The organism is Methylobacterium sp. 092160098-2 (assembly GCF_028920805.1).
Taxonomy (GTDB): Bacteria; Pseudomonadota; Alphaproteobacteria; order Rhizobiales; family Beijerinckiaceae; genus Methylobacterium; species Methylobacterium fujisawaense.
In genome coordinates, this window is the sequence record NZ_JAQPZJ010000002.1 from 42,996 (window position 1) to 60,599 (window position 17,604).

The 17,604-nt window shown below is 68.3% G+C and carries 19 protein-coding genes; 6 read left to right on the forward strand and 13 right to left on the reverse strand.

Features of this window, described 5'->3' with window-relative positions; all coding sequences use genetic code 11:
* Window positions 1–118: 118 nt before the first annotated feature.
* Complete coding sequence (locus PQI07_RS25435; protein WP_274927820.1) at window positions 119–1,639, reverse strand: AAA family ATPase; 1,521 nt, start codon at window positions 1,637–1,639, stop codon at window positions 119–121.
* Window positions 1,640–1,891: 252 nt separating this feature from the next.
* On the opposite strand from PQI07_RS25435, the gene PQI07_RS25440 reads away from it, so the two are divergent.
* From PQI07_RS25440 to PQI07_RS25455, 4 genes are all read left to right on the forward strand, one after another.
* Window positions 1,892–2,350, forward strand: a complete 459-nt coding sequence (locus tag PQI07_RS25440) for a hypothetical protein (protein ID WP_274927821.1) — start codon at window positions 1,892–1,894, stop codon at window positions 2,348–2,350.
* Window positions 2,347–2,691, forward strand: a complete 345-nt coding sequence (locus PQI07_RS25445; protein WP_274927822.1) for a hypothetical protein — start codon at window positions 2,347–2,349, stop codon at window positions 2,689–2,691. Before PQI07_RS25440 ends, PQI07_RS25445 begins: the two co-directional genes overlap by 4 nt.
* Window positions 2,688–3,410 carry a hypothetical protein gene (locus PQI07_RS25450; protein WP_274927823.1) on the forward strand — a complete coding sequence of 241 codons (723 nt, stop codon included), beginning with the start codon at window positions 2,688–2,690 and terminating at the stop codon, window positions 3,408–3,410. Before PQI07_RS25445 ends, PQI07_RS25450 begins: the two co-directional genes overlap by 4 nt.
* A 288-nt stretch (window positions 3,411–3,698) precedes the next feature.
* The gene (locus tag PQI07_RS25455) at window positions 3,699–3,950 is read left to right on the forward strand and encodes a hypothetical protein (RefSeq protein ID WP_274927824.1); all 252 of its coding nucleotides are present in this window, start codon (window positions 3,699–3,701) and stop codon (window positions 3,948–3,950) included.
* Between the two features lies 1 nt (window position 3,951).
* Here the strand turns inward: PQI07_RS25455 and PQI07_RS25460 are convergent, their stop codons facing one another.
* The 5 genes from PQI07_RS25460 to PQI07_RS25480 are packed head-to-tail and all read right to left on the reverse strand — an operon-like array spanning window position 3,952 to window position 7,689.
* Window positions 3,952–5,001: a hypothetical protein gene (locus PQI07_RS25460; RefSeq protein WP_274927825.1), complete on the reverse strand. Its 1,050-nt coding sequence runs from the start codon at window positions 4,999–5,001 to the stop codon at window positions 3,952–3,954.
* 20 nt (window positions 5,002–5,021) lie between these two features.
* Window positions 5,022–6,254: a hypothetical protein gene (locus tag PQI07_RS25465; protein WP_274927826.1), complete on the reverse strand. Its 1,233-nt coding sequence runs from the start codon at window positions 6,252–6,254 to the stop codon at window positions 5,022–5,024.
* A gap of 54 nt (window positions 6,255–6,308) precedes the next feature.
* Window positions 6,309–6,917 (reverse strand): hypothetical protein, encoded by a 609-nt coding sequence (locus PQI07_RS25470; RefSeq protein WP_274927827.1) that lies wholly within the window; start codon window positions 6,915–6,917, stop codon window positions 6,309–6,311.
* Window positions 6,914–7,348: a hypothetical protein gene (locus tag PQI07_RS25475; protein WP_274927828.1), complete on the reverse strand. Its 435-nt coding sequence runs from the start codon at window positions 7,346–7,348 to the stop codon at window positions 6,914–6,916. The genes PQI07_RS25470 and PQI07_RS25475 overlap by 4 nt, the downstream gene beginning before the upstream one ends.
* Window positions 7,348–7,689, reverse strand: a complete 342-nt coding sequence (locus PQI07_RS25480) for a hypothetical protein (protein WP_274927829.1) — start codon at window positions 7,687–7,689, stop codon at window positions 7,348–7,350. Before PQI07_RS25480 ends, PQI07_RS25475 begins: the two co-directional genes overlap by 1 nt.
* Window positions 7,690–7,830: 141 nt before the next feature.
* On the opposite strand from PQI07_RS25480, the gene PQI07_RS25485 reads away from it, so the two are divergent.
* Both PQI07_RS25485 and PQI07_RS25490 read left to right on the forward strand, forming a co-directional pair.
* Window positions 7,831–8,862, forward strand: a complete 1,032-nt coding sequence (locus PQI07_RS25485; RefSeq protein WP_274927830.1) for a hypothetical protein — start codon at window positions 7,831–7,833, stop codon at window positions 8,860–8,862.
* Window positions 8,863–9,002: 140 nt separating this feature from the next.
* Window positions 9,003–10,835: a phospholipase D-like domain-containing protein gene (locus PQI07_RS25490; RefSeq protein ID WP_274927831.1), complete on the forward strand. Its 1,833-nt coding sequence runs from the start codon at window positions 9,003–9,005 to the stop codon at window positions 10,833–10,835.
* Window positions 10,836–10,847: 12 nt separating this feature from the next.
* Here the strand turns inward: PQI07_RS25490 and PQI07_RS25495 are convergent, their stop codons facing one another.
* The 7 genes from PQI07_RS25495 to PQI07_RS25525 all read right to left on the reverse strand — a co-directional run bounded on the left by PQI07_RS25495 (window position 10,848) and on the right by PQI07_RS25525 (window position 17,467).
* Window positions 10,848–12,461, reverse strand: coding sequence for an AAA family ATPase (locus tag PQI07_RS25495; RefSeq protein WP_274927832.1), 1,614 nt, complete (start codon window positions 12,459–12,461; stop codon window positions 10,848–10,850).
* A gap of 67 nt (window positions 12,462–12,528) precedes the next feature.
* A complete protein-coding gene (locus PQI07_RS25500) occupies window positions 12,529–12,960 on the reverse strand; it encodes a hypothetical protein (protein ID WP_274927833.1) in 432 nt (143 codons plus the stop codon).
* Window positions 12,961–13,488: 528 nt separating this feature from the next.
* Window positions 13,489–14,115 (reverse strand): hypothetical protein, encoded by a 627-nt coding sequence (locus PQI07_RS25505; protein ID WP_274927834.1) that lies wholly within the window; start codon window positions 14,113–14,115, stop codon window positions 13,489–13,491.
* Between the two features lie 51 nt (window positions 14,116–14,166).
* A complete protein-coding gene (locus PQI07_RS25510) occupies window positions 14,167–15,279 on the reverse strand; it encodes a hypothetical protein (RefSeq protein ID WP_274927835.1) in 1,113 nt (370 codons plus the stop codon).
* Between the two features lie 22 nt (window positions 15,280–15,301).
* On the reverse strand, window positions 15,302–16,081 hold the full coding sequence (locus PQI07_RS25515) for a hypothetical protein (protein WP_274927836.1): 780 nt from the start codon (window positions 16,079–16,081) through the stop codon (window positions 15,302–15,304).
* Window positions 16,082–16,171: 90 nt separating this feature from the next.
* On the reverse strand, window positions 16,172–16,789 hold the full coding sequence (scpB, locus tag PQI07_RS25520) for an SMC-Scp complex subunit ScpB (RefSeq protein WP_274927837.1): 618 nt from the start codon (window positions 16,787–16,789) through the stop codon (window positions 16,172–16,174).
* Between the two features lie 42 nt (window positions 16,790–16,831).
* Window positions 16,832–17,467 carry a DotI/IcmL family type IV secretion protein gene (locus PQI07_RS25525; RefSeq protein WP_274927838.1) on the reverse strand — a complete coding sequence of 212 codons (636 nt, stop codon included), beginning with the start codon at window positions 17,465–17,467 and terminating at the stop codon, window positions 16,832–16,834.
* Window positions 17,468–17,604 lie beyond the last annotated feature (137 nt).

A 17,604-nucleotide genomic window follows, 5' to 3' on the forward strand; every position in this document is an offset into this window, starting at 1 on the left:
GACGCCCGATTGGCGTGGGAGGAGCATGCCGGCGGACCGGGGCGCCGAATTGCATTGCAAGGGAAAACCCGCCGCAGCGTTGTCCGCGACGGCGCTCTCCCGGCCCCCTGGCCTTCCGTCAGTTGAGCACGCGGTCCTGGTCCATGTCGGCGCGGACCTGCAGGCCGGCCTTGACCCCGAGCATCGATCGGAACGCCTTCCTGAGCACGCGGAGCGACCCGCTGGACCGCTCGAAGAGTTCCCGGAACCGGCGGATGTCCTCCTTGGTCGTCTCCGGAAACGCCGACGGATGGATGCCCAGCCGTTCGATGACGTCCTCCCGGATCGTCTCCAGGATCGCCGGTACGTGCTTGGTCTCGGGCCTGGGAATGCGGATGACGTCGAAGCGGTCCAGCAACGCCGCGTCGAGCAGCTTGTCGTCGTTCGCCGTGCCGAAGTAGCTGATGCCTGAGAGGTCCACCGGGGCCATCAGGCAGGAGTCGTAGTACTCCTGGGCCTCCTCCAGCATCGACAGGGCCGTCGCCATGATGCTGCCGTTCTGGCCGCCGGGACGGCTCGCCTTGTCGATCTCGTCGAGGATCATGGCCGGGTTGGCGCATCGGTGTTCTGCCATCGCCTGGACCGGCGCGCATGCCCGCGCGGTCGACCAGCCCCGGGAGAAGGCGGAGAGACCGCCGTGGTCCGCGGATCCGCCGCACGGCACGAGGAGCCGCGGAACGCCGAACAGATCGGCCACGGCCTTGGCGAGGCGCGTCTTGCCGGACCCGGGGTCGCCCACGAAGAGGATGGGATCGAGGGTGACCGAGCCCGTGTTGAAGCCGTAGACGGGGTCGCCCTGCTGCCCGATGCCGGCGAGGGTCATCTGGTCGGCTTGGTTCTGCAGATGGCGGGCGACGTTCATCGCCCAGGGCCACTTCCTGTCGAAGAATTCCAGGATCTCTCCGGGGGCCGGGACACGCCCGACGCACGGAACCGGTCCGTCGACGAGGACGCCATACCGTTTGGCGAGCGCCACCCCCTCGGCCGACTTCGCGTCGCCGATGCCGTGCGGCAGGACGAGCCTGCCGCGTCGCGGCGACGACGGGACGGGTACCCGCTCCGCCTCGACAGGATCGCGCGTGAATTCGGTCAGCGGCTGCGGAGGCGTCACCCGAGGCGGCCTGTCGCCGACGACGCGGCCGCCGGAGCCGCGGGACGCCCGGGTGGCATCGCCCGGAATTCGAGGTTCGGTCGCACCCGAGGATGTGCCGGCGCCGAACCAATGCTGCGCCAGCACCGAAAGCTCGGCTTGGGGACGGCGCGGTTCCTCGGATGCGGTCTCCGCCGAAATCGCACGGCCGAGCTCCATCCTGGAGCCGGCGTGACCGCGGCACGCGGCGACCCAGAGCCAGGAGAGACCAAGGGTGCGGCGCATGTCGCCGTCGAGGGCGGATGCGTCCAGCGCGCTGAGGACCAGTGCCGTACCGACCGCGTGGGCGGCGTCCGGGCCGCCGGCGGCGGCCGCGGCGGCCATCCGGTCGCAGAGCGGATCCACGGTCACCGCCGCCAGGTTCGCGGCCACCTCGCGCACCTTCTGTGCCGAGGCCTGGGGTTCGAGCCACATTTCGTCGACCCGCGGCGAACGCCGATCCCCGAACATCCAGACACTCCGAGATACGCGTTTCGGCATGTAGGCCCGCGGTGCCGGCACGCCAGTATTGCCCGCACCGTCGCGACGGAGGGCAACGATGTCAACTCGACGGCCGAGCTTATGTTCTGCCGTTTTCCGGCGACGGAAGCGCGGCCATTCGCCGTTCCTTCACTCTATGAGATGGGTCCGAAGGAACGACGTTGACGAGGCAACGCTCTCGCCGCATGCTCGACGCGCATCATCTGAAAGGAGTGGCGGGACATGTCGCTGGGACCCGAACCCGTCGTGGAGCCCCACGACGCTCCGTCCGTCCCGAACCGGGGCGCGCTCGTCCCCATGCTCGGACCCGAGAAGCGGACCCGCATCTACGCCGTCCTCGCCTTCGCCTTCCGCAGCCGGACCAAGCTCGGCACCGCGCTCGAGATCTTCGAGCAGGCGTGCCTCCGGAAGAATCAGGAGGACAAGCCTCTCGGCATCGCCGTCGGGCAGATCCGGGAGGACGTCGCCGGCGGTCAGGAGCTCGGGGAATCGCTTCGTCGCGTGCTCGGCCGCATGCTGTCGGTGGAGGAAGTCTCAATCCTTCAGCTTCTGAACGCGGGTGCCGGCGACGCCGGGACCGAGGAGGCATCCGACCCCGGGGCGGACCTCTATCTCCACGCGATGGAGATGCTTCTGCGCCTGCGCGAGATCGATCTGCTGGAGGGCCGTCGCCCTCAATGACCGCCACGGTCATACCCTTCGTTTCCTGCGGCCTCGCCAGAGCGGTCGCGAGCGCCCGCGACACCGTCGAGAGCAGCAGGTCCGACGCCCTCCGCTTCGCGGCGGCGGCGGGCCGCGTGGTGCGCAGGCCGACCGAGGTCGGCGGCGACGAGTTCGGCCGCGTCACGCTGATCTGGCGGACGGCCGATGCGGAGGTGACCCTGATCTTCCTCGGCGGCGGACGGGTCGAATGGCGGGCCTGCCGTCATCTCGTCTGCTGGAACGGCTCCGCCCTGACCGGCGACGTCGTCGACCACGTCGATTTCGCCGGCGCCACCTGCCACAGGATGCCACCCGCGTGACGACCACGGATCTTCCGGGCGCCGCCCGTCCGGCCCAGGCGGCCGCTGCTCCTGCGATGCGGCGGAAAGGGGCCGGCCTTCGTCGCCATTCTCCGTCTGCGGCCTTCGTGCTGCTCGCGCTACTCGCGATCCACGCCACGCCTGCGCGAGCCGACGACGCCTCGGCCATCGTGAGGACCGCCAAGGCCCTGATGGACTCGGGCCGCTACGTCCGCTGCGGGCTCGACATGCAGCCGGCGGAGACCTCCGGCTACTATCGCTGCTTCGATTTCGGCCCGTACAGGGTGGTCGAGGACTATCCGAGGCTCTCCATCTTCGTAACCGCCGGCGGCGATCCCTTCCGCATCTTCGCGGCCGAAGGCGGCCGGGGCGAGTTCCTGTTCCAGGGGCCCTGGGTCGTCGACGCCGCCCCGAGGCTCGCGAAGTTCGCCGCGGACGCCGTCGCCGGCAAGAAGTCGTCCCCCTCGCAGGACGTGCGGCGTCTGGACGCCGAAACGCGGCTCGGCAAGATCATCGAGGCCGAACGGCCGAAGCCGCCACCCGAACCGGCTCCGCTCCCGCCCGAATCCCCGAGCGTCGCCGCATCTCCGAGCATCGCGGAACCGGCCGCTGCGCGCGATCGGTCCATTCCGCCCGTCGCAGGCACCCCCGGGGCTCCCGTCGGCGACGCCGATCTGAAGGCGGCTCTCGAAGCGGCCGGTCTCGCAGGACGCCGTTAGCGTAGAACAGCTCCCGCATCCCGGGATAGTCGGCCGATGTCCTCATGCAGTCATCGGCCGTGCATCGGAGAGCAACACGCAACGAGATCTCAGGCGCGCCGCCGGGCGTCCGGAAATGATCGGCAACGTTTCCGCCGCATCTATTTATGAGATCCTTATACGATCGACGGAGTCTTGTTCAAAATCGCGCCATCGGGAAAGTATCCGTGTTCTTCCGTGGTGCGGGCGCGGTTCGATTGTGCAAAGGCGGATCCTGGGACGCGAAGCCGGCGTCGACCGGACGAGCACATGTCGGGTTCTCCCACCAGCATAGACGAGGCCGATCCCGGCCCGCGGGTCTACCGCATCTTCAGCCTGAACCACGACGGGTCGGTGGAGAGCACCCGGATCCTCGACGCCGGCACGGACGACGAGGCGAAGGCCTTGGCCAGCGGACTGCCGAACGGGCACGGCATCGATCTGTGGGAGCGCGCGCGTTATCTCGCGAGCTATCCGCCGCAATCCGCAACCGCTCCCCGACGAGGGCCTGGAGTCCCTTAGGTCAGCCTGTGCGCTGCATGGGGGCCGGAGACCGCGCGTCGTCCGCGGCCGAGCCGCCCGGCATGTCCCGGTGCCACGTCCGCCGGAAGTGGTGGCGGAAGTTCGGATCGGCGTAGACGTCTCTGACCGCCGCGACCAGCGCGGGATCCGGCCGGAAGCGCGGGACCGGGTCGATCATCGAGAACGGCCGGAACATGCTGGCGAGAGCCGCCTTGGTCGAGGCTTCGAAGCTGCGCTCGACGCCGTCCAGGCGCCGGCGCATCTGCTCCCACCAGTAGTCCTTCTCCTCCTGACCGAGGAACGTGCGCGCCATGGCGAAGGCGTACGGGTCGCCGGCGTCGACCATGGCCTCGTCGGCGCGGAACGCCCTGGAATAGGCGTTGAAGAAGGAGCCGTTGCGGCCGTAGTCCAGGATCACGGTACCGGTCTGACGCGGATCGATGCCTCGCACGGACCGGAAGTTGCCGGCCAGCATGCCTGTCCCGAAAGGAATGTAGAAGGTCGGGTTCCCGAGACCGCGGCACACCTCTCTTGCCGCAGCGATCATGGGAGCCGCCTGGAAGAGCCGACGCGCGACCAGCAGCGTGGGGTCTTCCAGTTCTTCGCCGGCGCGCAACAGGACGCGCTCGGGGACGTGGTCGACCCGCCAGAGCAGCGGGTTCTCGTAGGTTCTGAGCCAGACCCGGCCGCGCGATGCGAACAGGTGGATGCTCGAGAGCGAGAACGTCCGATGCGTGTGCACGAAGTGGTCCGGTCTCGCCGCCACGACCTCGTACGCCGCGCCGTCGGCCATGTTGCCCGGCACGGTTCCGTCGATCCGGGCGGAGACCACGTTCATGCCGCTGCGCCGGAGCGTCTCCTCGAACTCGGACACGAAGGCGCGGATCTCAGGGCCGCCGAGCCTCCGGTTGTCCTGCGCCATGCTCCGCACGTAGGTATCGAAGGGCTCCCAAGTCCTTCGGATGGCCTCCCATCCCTGGAAGACCGCATCCACGTCCGGAGCGAAGGCCGGATCGACGTCGGCGATGAAGCCGTTGCGGGCGTCGGTCATGTCGGTCCGGCCCGGCTACGTCACGGCCGCGGGCCGGAGGCCGGCCCGCGCAGCAGATCCTCGGGATCGTCGATCGCGCGCTCGTCCAGAACGGTGCCGGCCTGGTCCAGGGAGCGGACGCGGAACGTCTCGCTCCTGGCGAGAGGCCGGCCCTGCTCGCCGAGGAGCACGGTGGTTGTGCCGTCCTCCTCCGGCCTACGGAGGCAGGGCCCCTCCTTGGATCCCCACGGTTGGAACCCGGCTGCGCGCAGTGGCGCCAGCCTGTCGGTGGCGGCGGCGACCGAGGGTGATGCCGCGGCCGGCAGGGCACGCACCAGGGCCCGGCGGTCGCCGTCGCCGCGTTCCTGGACCGCGACCGGCCGCGGCTCCGCGGGGCCGGGGAGAAGGCCGGCGGGCGCGGCGATGCGTTCGGCCGGCCGCGCGACGGGCCGTGCCTCCGCCCGCTCCGCGAGGAAGGCACGGCCCGGACCGTCCCGGTAAACGGCGGTGCCTCCGTCCCAGGCGTAGATGTGCATGCCCGAGAAGCCGTTCTCGGCGGGTTCGCGCACGAGCAGAAACGTCTTGTCCTCGGTCGTCGCGAGAACGGCCTCGGCGGTGTAGTTGCCGAACGCCTGACCGAAGTCGACGCGCTGGGCGTCGATGACGACGCCGTTCTCCCGGATCCAACCGGCGACGCGCTGAATCTCGTCGGCGTCCGCGCCGGGCATGCCCTGGACGAGGTTGAGGCCTACGACCATCCCGAGGGGGTCGCGGCCCTGGGCCTCCCAGATGGCCTCGTGCCGCGCGAAGCAGGGCCACTGCCGCTGCTGGCGTCGCATCAGGGCCCGGATGCCCTCGTTCTGCAGATAGGCGCCGGGCATGTCGCGGACGCGGGTCCATCCTCGCGCCCGCGGCACGTCGCCGGCGATCGCCGCCACGCGTGCCGCGCCCAGGACCGCCGGCAGGCCCGCAGCCCGCTCCGGCCCGGCAGCGGGCCCCGGCCCCGCGAGGCGTGCGGCGACGGGTCCGCCCGCGCGCCCCGGAGGGAGTGCGAGAGCGGGGCGGCCGGCATCCTCCAGGCGGTTGCGTGCGAGATCAAGGTTCAGATCGGCGGTCGCGTACTCGTCCCTCAGATGGGCGGTTCCCGCCATCAGCAGCCGGAGCTTCTCCTGCATCGCCCCGGCCACGTCTGCGGGCAGCCCAGGGCGCGCGCCGGCGGCGGCGACGGGGCCGCCGCGGTGGCGGGCGGGCAGATTGTCGGGACGGCGCGGCATGGCTTCACTCCTCGCCGGAGGATGACCCAGCGCGTCGAAAATCGCGAACCGGCGTCAGGTGCGGATCGAGGCGGCCCGGCGCTCGAGGAACGAGTCGAGATCCCGGCGGATCCTGACCTCCATGGAGGCCCAGGCCGGAACGTCGACGACGAGGGGTTCAAGGTCCGTCAGGTAGAGCGCCACGTGGACGGCGAGCGCGGCGGACTTGAACGGCAGGCGGTGCTCGACGTTCCAGGCGAACCGCTCGAGGGTGGTCCGAAGGTCCCGTAGATCGCCCGCGGCCCGGTCCACGACCTCGTAGGCGAGGGCCGCCGCCTGGGCCGCGTGCGACGACGTGCCGAGCGGAACGTCGGTCCGACCGTCGAGCACCTCCGCCGCGCAGGGAGCATCGCGGTACTGTCGATGATAGACCACGAGCGCGGCGGCGTTCCTCGTACCGACCACCCGGGCCAGCTGCGGGATGAGGTCGTAGGTCCGCCGGCATCTGCCGATTATCCGCCCGGCCGCGAACCAGTCCTCCCCGGCCTCGACCGTCCCGCGCCTGGAGACGTAGCCCAGGGCGGAGGGCTCGAGGCGCGCGATGGCCGCCTGCGCCAGGAAGCGCAGGTTCTCCGCCTCCGTCGAAGTCGGGACGACCTTGTCGGCTGCGACCGCGCACTTCATGCCGGCACCCCGGGACGGACGGACGGAAGGAGACGAAGGACCAGGACGATGGCGCCCGCCGCCGCGAGACCGCCGGGGAATCCGCGCAGCAGCGCCTTGAAGACGACGTTCCATACGAGCGGCGGCGAGAGCGGGAGGTCGAGCATCCACATCCACCGCAGTTCGGACCCCGCGATCATCATGGTGGCGACGAGAGCGCATTGCCACGCGAGACGCCCGAAGCCGTCCTCGCGCAGGCCGTTCGCGACCAACGGCGCAGCGCAGATGGCGACGCCAAGGGCGGGCAGGTAGGTGGAGGCGGACATCACCGCGAAGTCGCGCAGCGAAGCCCCGAACAGGAGGGTCGGAACGGCCGCGGAGGCATGGGCGCCCACGAGGGCGGCGGCGACGGTCGCGGCGCAGGATCGTGCGACGAGCAGCGGGAGGCGCATCAGAAAATGCCCGCTCCCTTGAGGATGCCGAGCACCCGGTCGCCGGCCTCCATCAGCACGTTGGCGACGTCCTGATCGGTGATGCGCTTCGTCCACCACATCCAGCCCGCGGTGCCGAAGGCGAGCAGCGCGGAGGCGAGGGCGATCTCCGCGGCGACCAGGATGGCGCGGAACGGGAACATGAAGAGATTCAGGCAGCCCATGAACACGGATGGGATCCGGAACCAGAAGGGATCCGCGCTTGCGAGCGTCGAGACCTCTCCGCCCGCCACGTAGACGGGGATGGGCGCCGGCTTGGCGGGGCGCCCCGGCCGGCGTGGGTTCTTCGGTTCCTCGGGCACGATCCACTCCTTCGATGTCGGGCAACATGCCTCCGCGGGAGGGTGTCCGTCAACGAAATTGAAGGTGTGGATGTCGTGCCGGCTTGCCCTTCCATACCTTCCGACCGATGGTGTCGAGAAGCGAACGAAGGAACAGTACCGATGCGAATGGCGGCCGCGGCCCTCCTGCTCGCCCTTGCGACCATCCCCGCCAAGGCGGCCTGCGACGTGTCGACGGGCGAGCGCCCGCTGCGGACGCCGTTCTTCCTCGGCATCGAGCCGATGGACGGTCCGGCCGAGGTGTTCTGCAAGCTGCAGAGCCTGAAGGGGCACTACCGAGTCAATCTCCAGTTCCTCGATACGAACGTGGACAGGACGAAGGAGTTCGATTTCGATGGCGCGCGCGGCCTCGGCGCCGATCATCTCTCGGCCTTCCTGCAGTCGCTCTTTCCGACCGAGAAGGGGCCGGAGTTCGATCCCGTCGACGGCAAGCCGTTCCCGAAGGTCCTGAAGAACGTCGTCCAGGGCCGGGCGCCCCAGACGCCCGACGGTTCCGAGCTGCAGATCCCCGACGTCTGGTCCGGGGCGCGCCAGTTCATGCTCTGGGAGCGTTTCGCCATCCGCCTCAGGCCGCTGCCGGCTCCGCTGGACGGCTTCTCCCTCATCGTCAACTTCCGTCCCAGCGCCGGGCGCTTCGTCATGGAGGCCTCCGGCAAGAGGCCGAGCCTGTACTTCAGGGCCTGGAAGGGCCGGCTGCCGATCGGGAGCGCGATCAACCACGCCTGCTCCGAGCAGATCCCGATCTGCGAGGGCCTGCCCGAGGTCGTTCCCGTGCGCATGTCCTACGAGGTCGACGAGGTCCGCCTGGAACTGGAAGGCGAGAACCTCGCGGTCCCGGCCGAGCAGACGCTGACGACGCTGGAGCGGCGCTACGCCGGCTTCGTCCAGTCGACGAACATGCGGAACTTCGATCCGGTCCGGGGCCGCGGGCGCGTCGAGATCCGCGACGGCTCGACGTCGATCGTCGGCGAATCGTACCCGCCGGCGCGCGGAAAGATCGGCCCATCCCGCGTGAGCGTCGTCTACAAGGAGGAGACCGACGAGGGCAGCTACCGGGTCCACGTGGACAAATACTTCCGCGACTTCCGCGACGCATTGGTTAGGCAGCAAAGCATCCAAAGCCGAGCAAATTAAGTATCCGCGCCAATTCCAGACGCTCAAGCGCCTCCATTCAGGTCGATTGCCAGAATTCGTCACGTAGCGTAGCGTAACGAATCGACATGCGCCCGAAGTAGCGGCGGAGCGATCGAATACGGGCGTGACGGGAGGTGGCGATGGCCAAGGTATCCGCGTCCGGAGGGCAGCTGAAGGTGACCGCGCATCGCGGCGACGCCAAGACACTTCTCGCCTTCGATCTGATGACCGAGCTTGCACGGGAGAAACTCGCGGGGTTCACCATCTCGGCAAAACCTCCCGGCCTGCAGCCGTACTTTCTCCAGAACAACCTGCGCTTCGAAGATCCGGCGGCCCATGCGCAGGATCCGACGGAGACGGCGTTCTCCTCGATCAATGCGCCGTTCCATAAGTTCCGCTGGGTGCATGTCCCCGGCATCATCCACCAGGGTCTGAAGCCCGCGTTCGGCATCTACGAATACGTCGTGACGCCGCGCTACTTCGACGACCGCGGCTCCATGCTGCCGCTCGACCCTGCCGGAAGCGTCGCCGTACAGATCGAGGTCGCACCCTTCAGGAAAGGTGGCCTGTCCGTCGGTTTCACGCGTGGCTTCACGCAGTCGCAGGCATTCGTGAACCACTTCGGTCGGGACGCCAAGATCCGTCCCAACGACGCCGAGCTTCAATGGGACACGTCTCAGCTGTCTGGGACGAACGCCCGGGGCGAAAGGTTCACCTACGCCCAGCAGTACGAATGGCTGGGGTTCACTGCGCGCGAGACGATCTTCGCCCTGCTGGACGAGGTTCTCGCGGACTCGACACTCTCTCTCGAGGTGTTCGCCTACGATCTCAACGAACCCGACATCGTCGATCGGCTCCTGCGGATCGGGGAGGCGGGCCGGGCCCGAATCGTCCTCGACGACTCCAGGATCCACCACGACGAGAGCAAGCCGGCGCCCGAGGACGAGTTCGCGGACCTCTTCGCGCGGAAGGCCGGGGCGGACCGGATCATGCGCGGGCACTTCGGTCGGTACGCCCACGACAAGGTTTTCGTCGTCCGCCGCGGCGACGATCCGGTGAAGGTCCTCACGGGGTCGACCAACTTCTCGGTGACCGGCCTGTACGTGAATTCGAACCACGTCCTGGTCTTCGACGACGCCAACGCCCAGGTCGCAGGCCTCTACGGATCGGTGTTCCGGCAGGTCTGGGATCAGAAGGTGCTGGCTCCGGCCTTCCGGGAATCGGAACAGGCCAACCGGACTTTCCAGTTCGGCGGCGGCGAAGACCCCGCCGGCACCATCACGTTCTCCCCCCACGCCAAGGACATCGCGCACGACATCCTGAACGGGCTGGTCCAGCGGATATCGGAGGAATCCCAGGTGCCGGGCGGGCGCGGCAGCGTCCTCTTCGCGGTGATGGAGCTCGGCGGCGACACGGAGAACCCCGTCTACGACGCGCTCGACGAGATCCACTCGGACGAGAACGTCTTCAGCTTCGGGATTTCGGACAAGCCGAACGGCATCGCGCTGTACAAGGTCGGTAGCCCCAAGGGGGTGCTCGTGACCGGCAAGCCGGTGAACACGCAGCTGCCGCCTCCGTTCAACCAGGTGCCCAACGTCGGGGGCCTGAAGCACCAGATCCACCACAAGTTCGTCGTCTGCGGCTTCAACGGCACGGACCCGGTTGTCTACTGCGGCTCCTCGAACCTTGCCCTAGGCGGGGAGGTACAGAACGGAGACAACCTCCTTGCGATCCGGGACGGGGACGTCGCGACGGTCTTCGCGATCGAGGCGCTCGCGCTCGTGGACCACTTCAACTTCCTCGACGGGGTCGCGAAAGGGCCGAAGGCACCCAGGGACGGCAGGGCCACCGCTTCGGAGCGCCAGGGCGCGGTGCAGGCGGGATGGTTTCTGGGAACCGACGCCGGCTGGGTCGCCAAGTTCTTCGACCCGCACGATCTCCACAGTAGGGACAGGCAGCTCTTCTCCGCCTGACGCCTGCCCCGACTATTCCGCAGCCTCGAGCGCCGGCGCAGCGAACGCCGCCCCGTCCCTGGATCCAAGGATCCTGGGCAGCTGGTCGATCATGATGCGTTTGATCTCTCTGATGCTTCTGCCGGCCTTGAACTCGTACTCGGCCGTCTTGAACTCGGTCGGGCCGGGCATCGCGGAGGCGTCCAGACCATAGTCGATGGCAACCTCCTTCATGACGCTCCTGGCGATCTGGGGGAACGCGTCGGAGGGCGGCTTCTCGACGGTCTCGACGCTCACGCGGGAGCGCATGATGTCGTTGATGTTCATGCGGTCGTTGGCGGCCAACATGTAGTTCACGTAGAACAGGTCGATGTCCGACTGCAGGCACTCGTCGTAGTAGCGCCGTGCGGTCTCCGGCTCGAGCACGGCCAGAAGAGCGTCCTCGAGCTTGCCAGCCGCGAGGTTCTTTGCGGCCTTGTCGATCTCGTCGATGAACATGATCGGATTGGCGAAGCGCGACCGGAAGATCGCCTCCGCCGGTGCGCACGGCGTCGGCGCCTCGTGCGAGCGGCCGTTTCCCACGAAGTCCGCGCCCGACGACTTGCCGCCGGCGTTCAGGTAGCGGTAGCCGACGCCCGCGATCTGGGCGAGGCGCCGCGCGAAGCGGCTCTTGCCCACGCCGGCCGGACCGACGAGCAGCAGCGGCCGGAACTTGAGATAGGGACGCTCGGCGAAGTGCGCGATGCGCAGATCGTTCTCCAGGCGCGCGATCGCGTGCCGGAACCAGGGCATCTCGTCCATGAGTTCGGCGGCGATCGCACCGGGGTCGAGGTGACCGCCCCCGAGTGGCAGGGGTCTCGTCAGCGGCGCGTAGATGTCGACGATGCCGCGCGAGTCGTTGGCGCCGCCGATCTCGCGGACTACGATCGTGCTGGCCCTGACGGCCCCGCCGCCGAGAGCCGCGCGCCTCTCGACGTATCCGCGGAACGCGTCGACGTCGGTCCAGTCCTCGATGTCCGTCAGCGCGCGAAGACCGAGGGCGCGCATCTCGACCGGATCCATGGGACATCCCGGCGATGCGAAGAGCGCGAGCAGGGCGGCTTCGACCAGGGGGCGGCGGGTGTCCGAGACGCTCAGTTCGCGGACGAGAGCGGCCGCCGCCTCGGCACCCACGAGGCGGCGGAAGGCGGACGGGTGCTCGTAGGCGTCGCCCATCGGTGCAGAGGCCAGGAGGGAAGCGATGCGGGCCGGGACGTCGTTCTCGCGGCCGGCCACGAAGACCGGCAGCCTGTCGTCCGGCCACCCGCTCCGGAGATCGGCTTCGATCGCCTCCAGCGCCTCCCGGGGCCACCGCTCGACGTCCTCGAAGATCCCGATCTCGCGACCTTCCGGCCGAGCGCGCCACGCCTGCTTGAGGGCGTCGCCCGGAGCGAAGACGGAAATCCCGAGGCCTACGGCATCGGCAAGCGCTCCGAAGAAGGCGCGGTGACGAACGTCCGAGCGGCAGCCATGAACGAGAAGGGGTCGGAACGAGAATCCCTTGCGTCCGCATCGCGCGAGCATCGCCGCGTCCGCGGACAAGTGGGCGACGAGCTCGGAGGTCCAGGGATGGGCGCTCGACAGCGCGGCGGCATCGAAGGAGTGCATGACGGGGACCATTCCTTCAGCGGTATGCCGAAGGATTGCCGCAAGCCGCCTCGCAGGCAAGGGGCGGTCAGCGGAAGGGCGGCGATCGAGGGGCGTTTCCCTGCCTGCGCTCGTATGCGCCCGGCCAATCCCGATCGTCGTCCCAATGCGGTGCGGGATACGGGCCTTCGTAATCACAGCTGCCCCGCCCGAGCATATCCTCGATCAAAGCTACGATGTCGGGACGATGTTGCCTCAGCCACGCCAAGGCGTCCGGACCATAGATCTCCACCTCAAGCGTAGTCGGTTCATCCGTCTCGGATGCCTCGACGACAGCAGTCAATTGCGGGAAGTCTTCGGTCTGGGAGCAGAACCGGGCGACGACGCCTACGTCCTCGCCGCTCCACTGTTCGACGGCAAGAGCGACGATCTGCCTATCGATTGCATTCTCGAAGAAGTGGGACGCATCGAATTTGACCTTTGCGAGTCCGCCTGCGGCTGCGGCGATGGCCCTTATCATTGAAAGGTCCCGCTATTCCATTTTTCGAACGTAGAGACCTCCACAATTAACATGGTATAACCTTAGGCAGGCTGAAATCTGGTCCTGATCCAACGATAACAGATATGCTCTATACAGTTCAATGGAGGCGGATACTGCAAATCGCCTGAAGATAGATCCATGTTAAATAGCGGTGATCGCGGCTATTTGCCAACCTTAGGGTGCGGCGATCGCGGTGGGCACGTACTAAAGGTTTGCGCGTTCGAAGTCGTGCATGGTGTTCGCAGGTCGAGACCGACCTCCTGATCTAACGATCAACGGCGCAGTAGGTCGTCCACGCGGATTCGGCGTCCATTAGTCGCCTTGGCGCAGTCTGAATGCATAATTCCGGAGCCTGCGCGAGACGGATGTCCGATGCACGTTGCACCGGTACCCGCGGCGCGGTCGCGAACGGGCCCGGTCCATGCGGACGCAAGGGCGCGTCCGCATGGACCGCGGCATGTGCCTAGCATCGGATCCGCGGCTGCCCTGCGCCTCGTCCAGCCCGTCTCACCGGGGCGCGAGGGAGGTGCCGCTGACCAGCTCCGGCTGGAGCGCGAGCCAGCCGAGATCGACGTGCAGCTTCGCGTCCGCCTTCCAGGTCTGAGACCACGTGTGCGCGGTCCCCCCGTCCTTCAGTCCGGCTTCGAAGGCGGAACCGAAAGCCTCGTCGTCGGGCGCGACGGCCGACGGCTCGCGACCGGCGCCGAAGGTGAAGGCGAGAACGTGCGATGCGACCGCGGCGACCTCCAGGTTGCGGGTCTTGAAGCCTGCGTGCGACGAGACCGTCGCGCCCTTGCGTTCCGCCTCCCGGATCTGGGCGAGCGTGTCGATGCCGGTCAGCCTGGAGAATTCGGCGTGGTAATGGTTGGCGGTCCGCGCCGCGTCGGCGGGCGGTCCGGCGAACCGGGCGCCATCGAAGCGAGCCGGAAGGAATAGGCGTAGCGTGTCCGCCTCGCCATCGAGGAACGCCCGCACGGCCAGATGATCGGCCCAGGCCGCGCCTCCGGAGACGAGGGCCCGGACGTTCCAGTCGCGCATGGCGGCGATCGTCCGGGCGTACATGGCCTCGTAGAGCGGTAGGCACATCCTGGCGGCGTCCGTGCCGCGCCCGGCGGTTCCGATGACGGCGAGCATGGTCGAAGGTGTCCTCGTCCCGGTCCGTGACCGTTCCTTCGGAAGAAGGGGTCAGCGGCGCGAAATCGTCAACAGGGCATCGGGGTCCGACGGCGCATCCTGTCCGTGGATGCGGAAGAGCTCGTCGTCGGCGAAGTCGTAGAGGAAGGCGGGACCGGAAAGACGGGCTTCGGGCCTGCCGTTGATCGCGGCCGCGAACGCCTTCATCCGAGGCCCGCGCGGCAGCTCCATACCGGAGTCCCGACCGACGGACCGGGCAAACCCCCATTCCGTGATCCACCACCGTCGACCGGGGCCGACCAGCCTCGCGAGGGGATCGAAGGCCGCGTCCACCGCGGCGCGCACGGCCTCCTCGGGATCCTTCTCGCGCGCCGTCACCTGCGGATAGAGGTGCAGAGCGAAGCCGTCCACGATGTCGGCCGCTCCGCGATCCAGCAGCATCCTCAGGCAGAGCTCGGGCGCGACGACGGTTACTCCATGCTCCGCGGCCCAGCCACCTTCCGGTCCGACGACGCTTGCCAGCAGCAGCGGAACGCCGCGGCCCTGCAGAAGGCGTCTGGTCCGGCGGAGCGCGTCGACGTACCGGTCGAGCGCCTGACCGAACGGCCCGGCGAACGACTGCCGACCGAAGTTGGCGGCATCGGCCATGATGCCGCCGGGGACGACCGGCAGCGTCGGCTCGAAGGGGCTGATGTTGATCTCGTTGCCGAGCTCCACGGCTTCGGGACGGATCCCGCGGGCGTCCAGGATCGTCAGGACCTCGCTCATGAAGGTCTCGAAACGCCGGAGGTCCATCTCGGCGGTCGGCCTCAGCTCGTAGTGCACGCCGTCGGCCGGCCTCGCGGCCGTGGCCGGACCGAAGAAGTCGGGCTGGCCGAGGGGCACCATCACGAGGACCCCGATGCCCTTGGCGCCCAGGGCGGCCGCGGCGTCCGCCACCGCCTCGAGCGGACGTACGGCCATCAGGCGGACGTGCGACGCTCCCGCCTCGCCGAGGGCCTCGACGACGGCCGCCCGGGCCTCGGGCGACCTCCATGCCATCTTGGCGTCGTTGACGCCGGTGAAATCCACGCCGGGAGGCCGCCGCGCTGCGGACGCGACGAAGACACCGGCCGCGAGACCGACGGCGGCAAGCCGTGCCAGCATCGCCGCCGTCGCCGTCATCGATCGGCTACCTTCGTTCCCGTCATCGCAGCCTCAGGGCGGAAGGGATGCCCTTCAATGCAGCCGCGCGGTCCGGCAGTCCCGTGAACGCTTGGTCGCTCACCACCTTCCGACTGGCGGCCTCGACCAGGTCCTCCGGGTTCATGTCTCCGACCCTCTTGGCCGCCTCCAGATCGTATGCGGGAAAGCTGCCGACCTTCTCGATCGTCCGGTTCGGATGGATCTTCAGGCGGACGTACCAGCCGGGACGCCCCTCGTCCGGTACGGTCATCGAGATTCCGCCCCGGCGCGCGAACTCGAGTAGCGTATCGTCCTTGACCTCGACCCTCGACTGGATCGCGACCATCATGCCGATGAACGCGACCACGGCGGCTGCGCAGGAGGCGATCGCCACGACCGTGGAGCGGGCGGGGAAGGGGATCTTCGTCGGCGGAGCGGGCGGGTTCTGAAACATATCCTCGGCCGCGGTCCAACTGGCGTCGGCCTCCTCCGACAGCTCCACCGCGTCGGACGGATCGAGGTAGAGGTCGGGCTCCCGGTATCGGACGACCGTGCGCCACGAGACGAGCTTGTTCGGCTGACGCGGATCCGTCTCCTGGACGATGAACGCGCGCGCCTTGAGATGATCCAGCAGACCCAGGAGACGACGAAGGCGGAGCTTGGCCTCGCCCATCTCCGCGAAGCGCTCGACGACCGTCCACTCTCCCGCATTGAAGCCGGAGATGAGACCTTCGGTGGGGAGACACACCACGAGCAGGTTCGTGATCCGCTCCTGAGGCAGCTGGATCGAGAGGACAGTCATGCCTTCCATTCCTTCGATGATCCGCAGGAACGTAGCGGCCGGCTCTCGACATCGCGTTAACGCGCAGACTCGGATTGCGCGCATCCCGCATCAATCGACGCCGTCCACCGGCATGTCCCGGCTCAGAAGCTCCTCGGGCGTCGGCATGTCGGCCAGCGCGTCCAGTCGGAAGTGGTCGAGGAAGGCGTCGGTGGTGGAGAACGTGGCCGCGCGGCCCGTCCCCGTCCTGCGTATGCCCGGCCTCAACATCCCGGCCTCCATCAGCTTGTCGAGCAGCGCGCGCGACACCTTCACGCCGCGCGCCTTCTCGATCTCCGCGAGCGTCACCGGTTCGTAGAGCGCCACGAAGGCCAGCGTGGCCAGGGCCGCTTCGGTCAGTTCCCGGGCCTTTCGCGCGGGCGCCTTCATCGCCTCGGGCAGCGCGTCCGGATCCACGGCGTAGCGCCAGCCTTCGGCGTCGTGCACGAGCCGGACCGCCCTGTCCTTCGAACGCTCCGCGAGGTCCTTGAGAAGCGCGCGCGCGGACGAGCCCTCCGGAATGCGGGCGGAGACCTGCGCCTCCGTCACCGGCGTCGGAGAGGCCAGGATGAACGCCTCGATCTCGGCCCCGTGGAGCAGGGCGAAATCGGTGGTCTGGTGCGACGGATCCATCGGGTTGTGCCGGGCCTCGGTTCGGCTGAGGCTGACCCCGACCTTGCGGCCGGTCAAGCTGTCGAAGGAACGGATGGCGCCTCCCAGCCGCCCGGGAGATCAGTAGAACTCGGCGATGATCGAACGGAGCCCGAGGCCCGCGTCGTTCACCCATTCGGGCTGCCTGACGACGAGGGCCTCGACCATCAGGGCCTGGTTGGTGCGCTGGACCGACGAGGCGTAGCTGACGAGCACCGGGATCCGCACGCGCCACGTATAGCGGCCGATCGCGGACCAGTAGCCCTGCTTGGAGATGGTGACGGGCCCGTTCGGCACGGCCGTGAGCACGTACTTGTTCTCGAGCACGGCCTTGAAGTTGTCGGCCCCTTCTAGCGACGCCTTGAACTGCTCCCACCCGAACACGGTCATGTCCGCCTGCAGCGAGGTGAACTGGGATTTGTAGTTCGCGAAGTCCCAGGTGTAGGCCTTGATGACCGCGTTGGTCGCCCACCGCACCAGAGCGTCGTCGTCGTGCTTGGGCTGCTCCAGGGGCACGATCTCCCGGATCGACCCGTCGGACTGGGTCAGCACGTATTTGTAGACGGGCGGCTTCTGGAGCAGCGCCAGGGCGCAGATCAGGGAGAGGGCCGCCGTTAGGCTGGCCGCCCAGGCCGCCCGCATCGTCCAGTAGTACCGGTCGATCGCGTACGAATCCTTCAGCCAGATCGCCCGGACGACGTCCTCGGTGCGGGTCATTGCTTCCGATCCCAAAGGCATGGTGAACGTGCCGTTGACGTTCCCGTGGATTGTGAGCATGTTTCTTCGGATCGCTCAAGGAGCGGTTGCGGCCGTTCCTTCCGACGGAAGGTGCCGTCGGTGCCACGGGCTCCCAC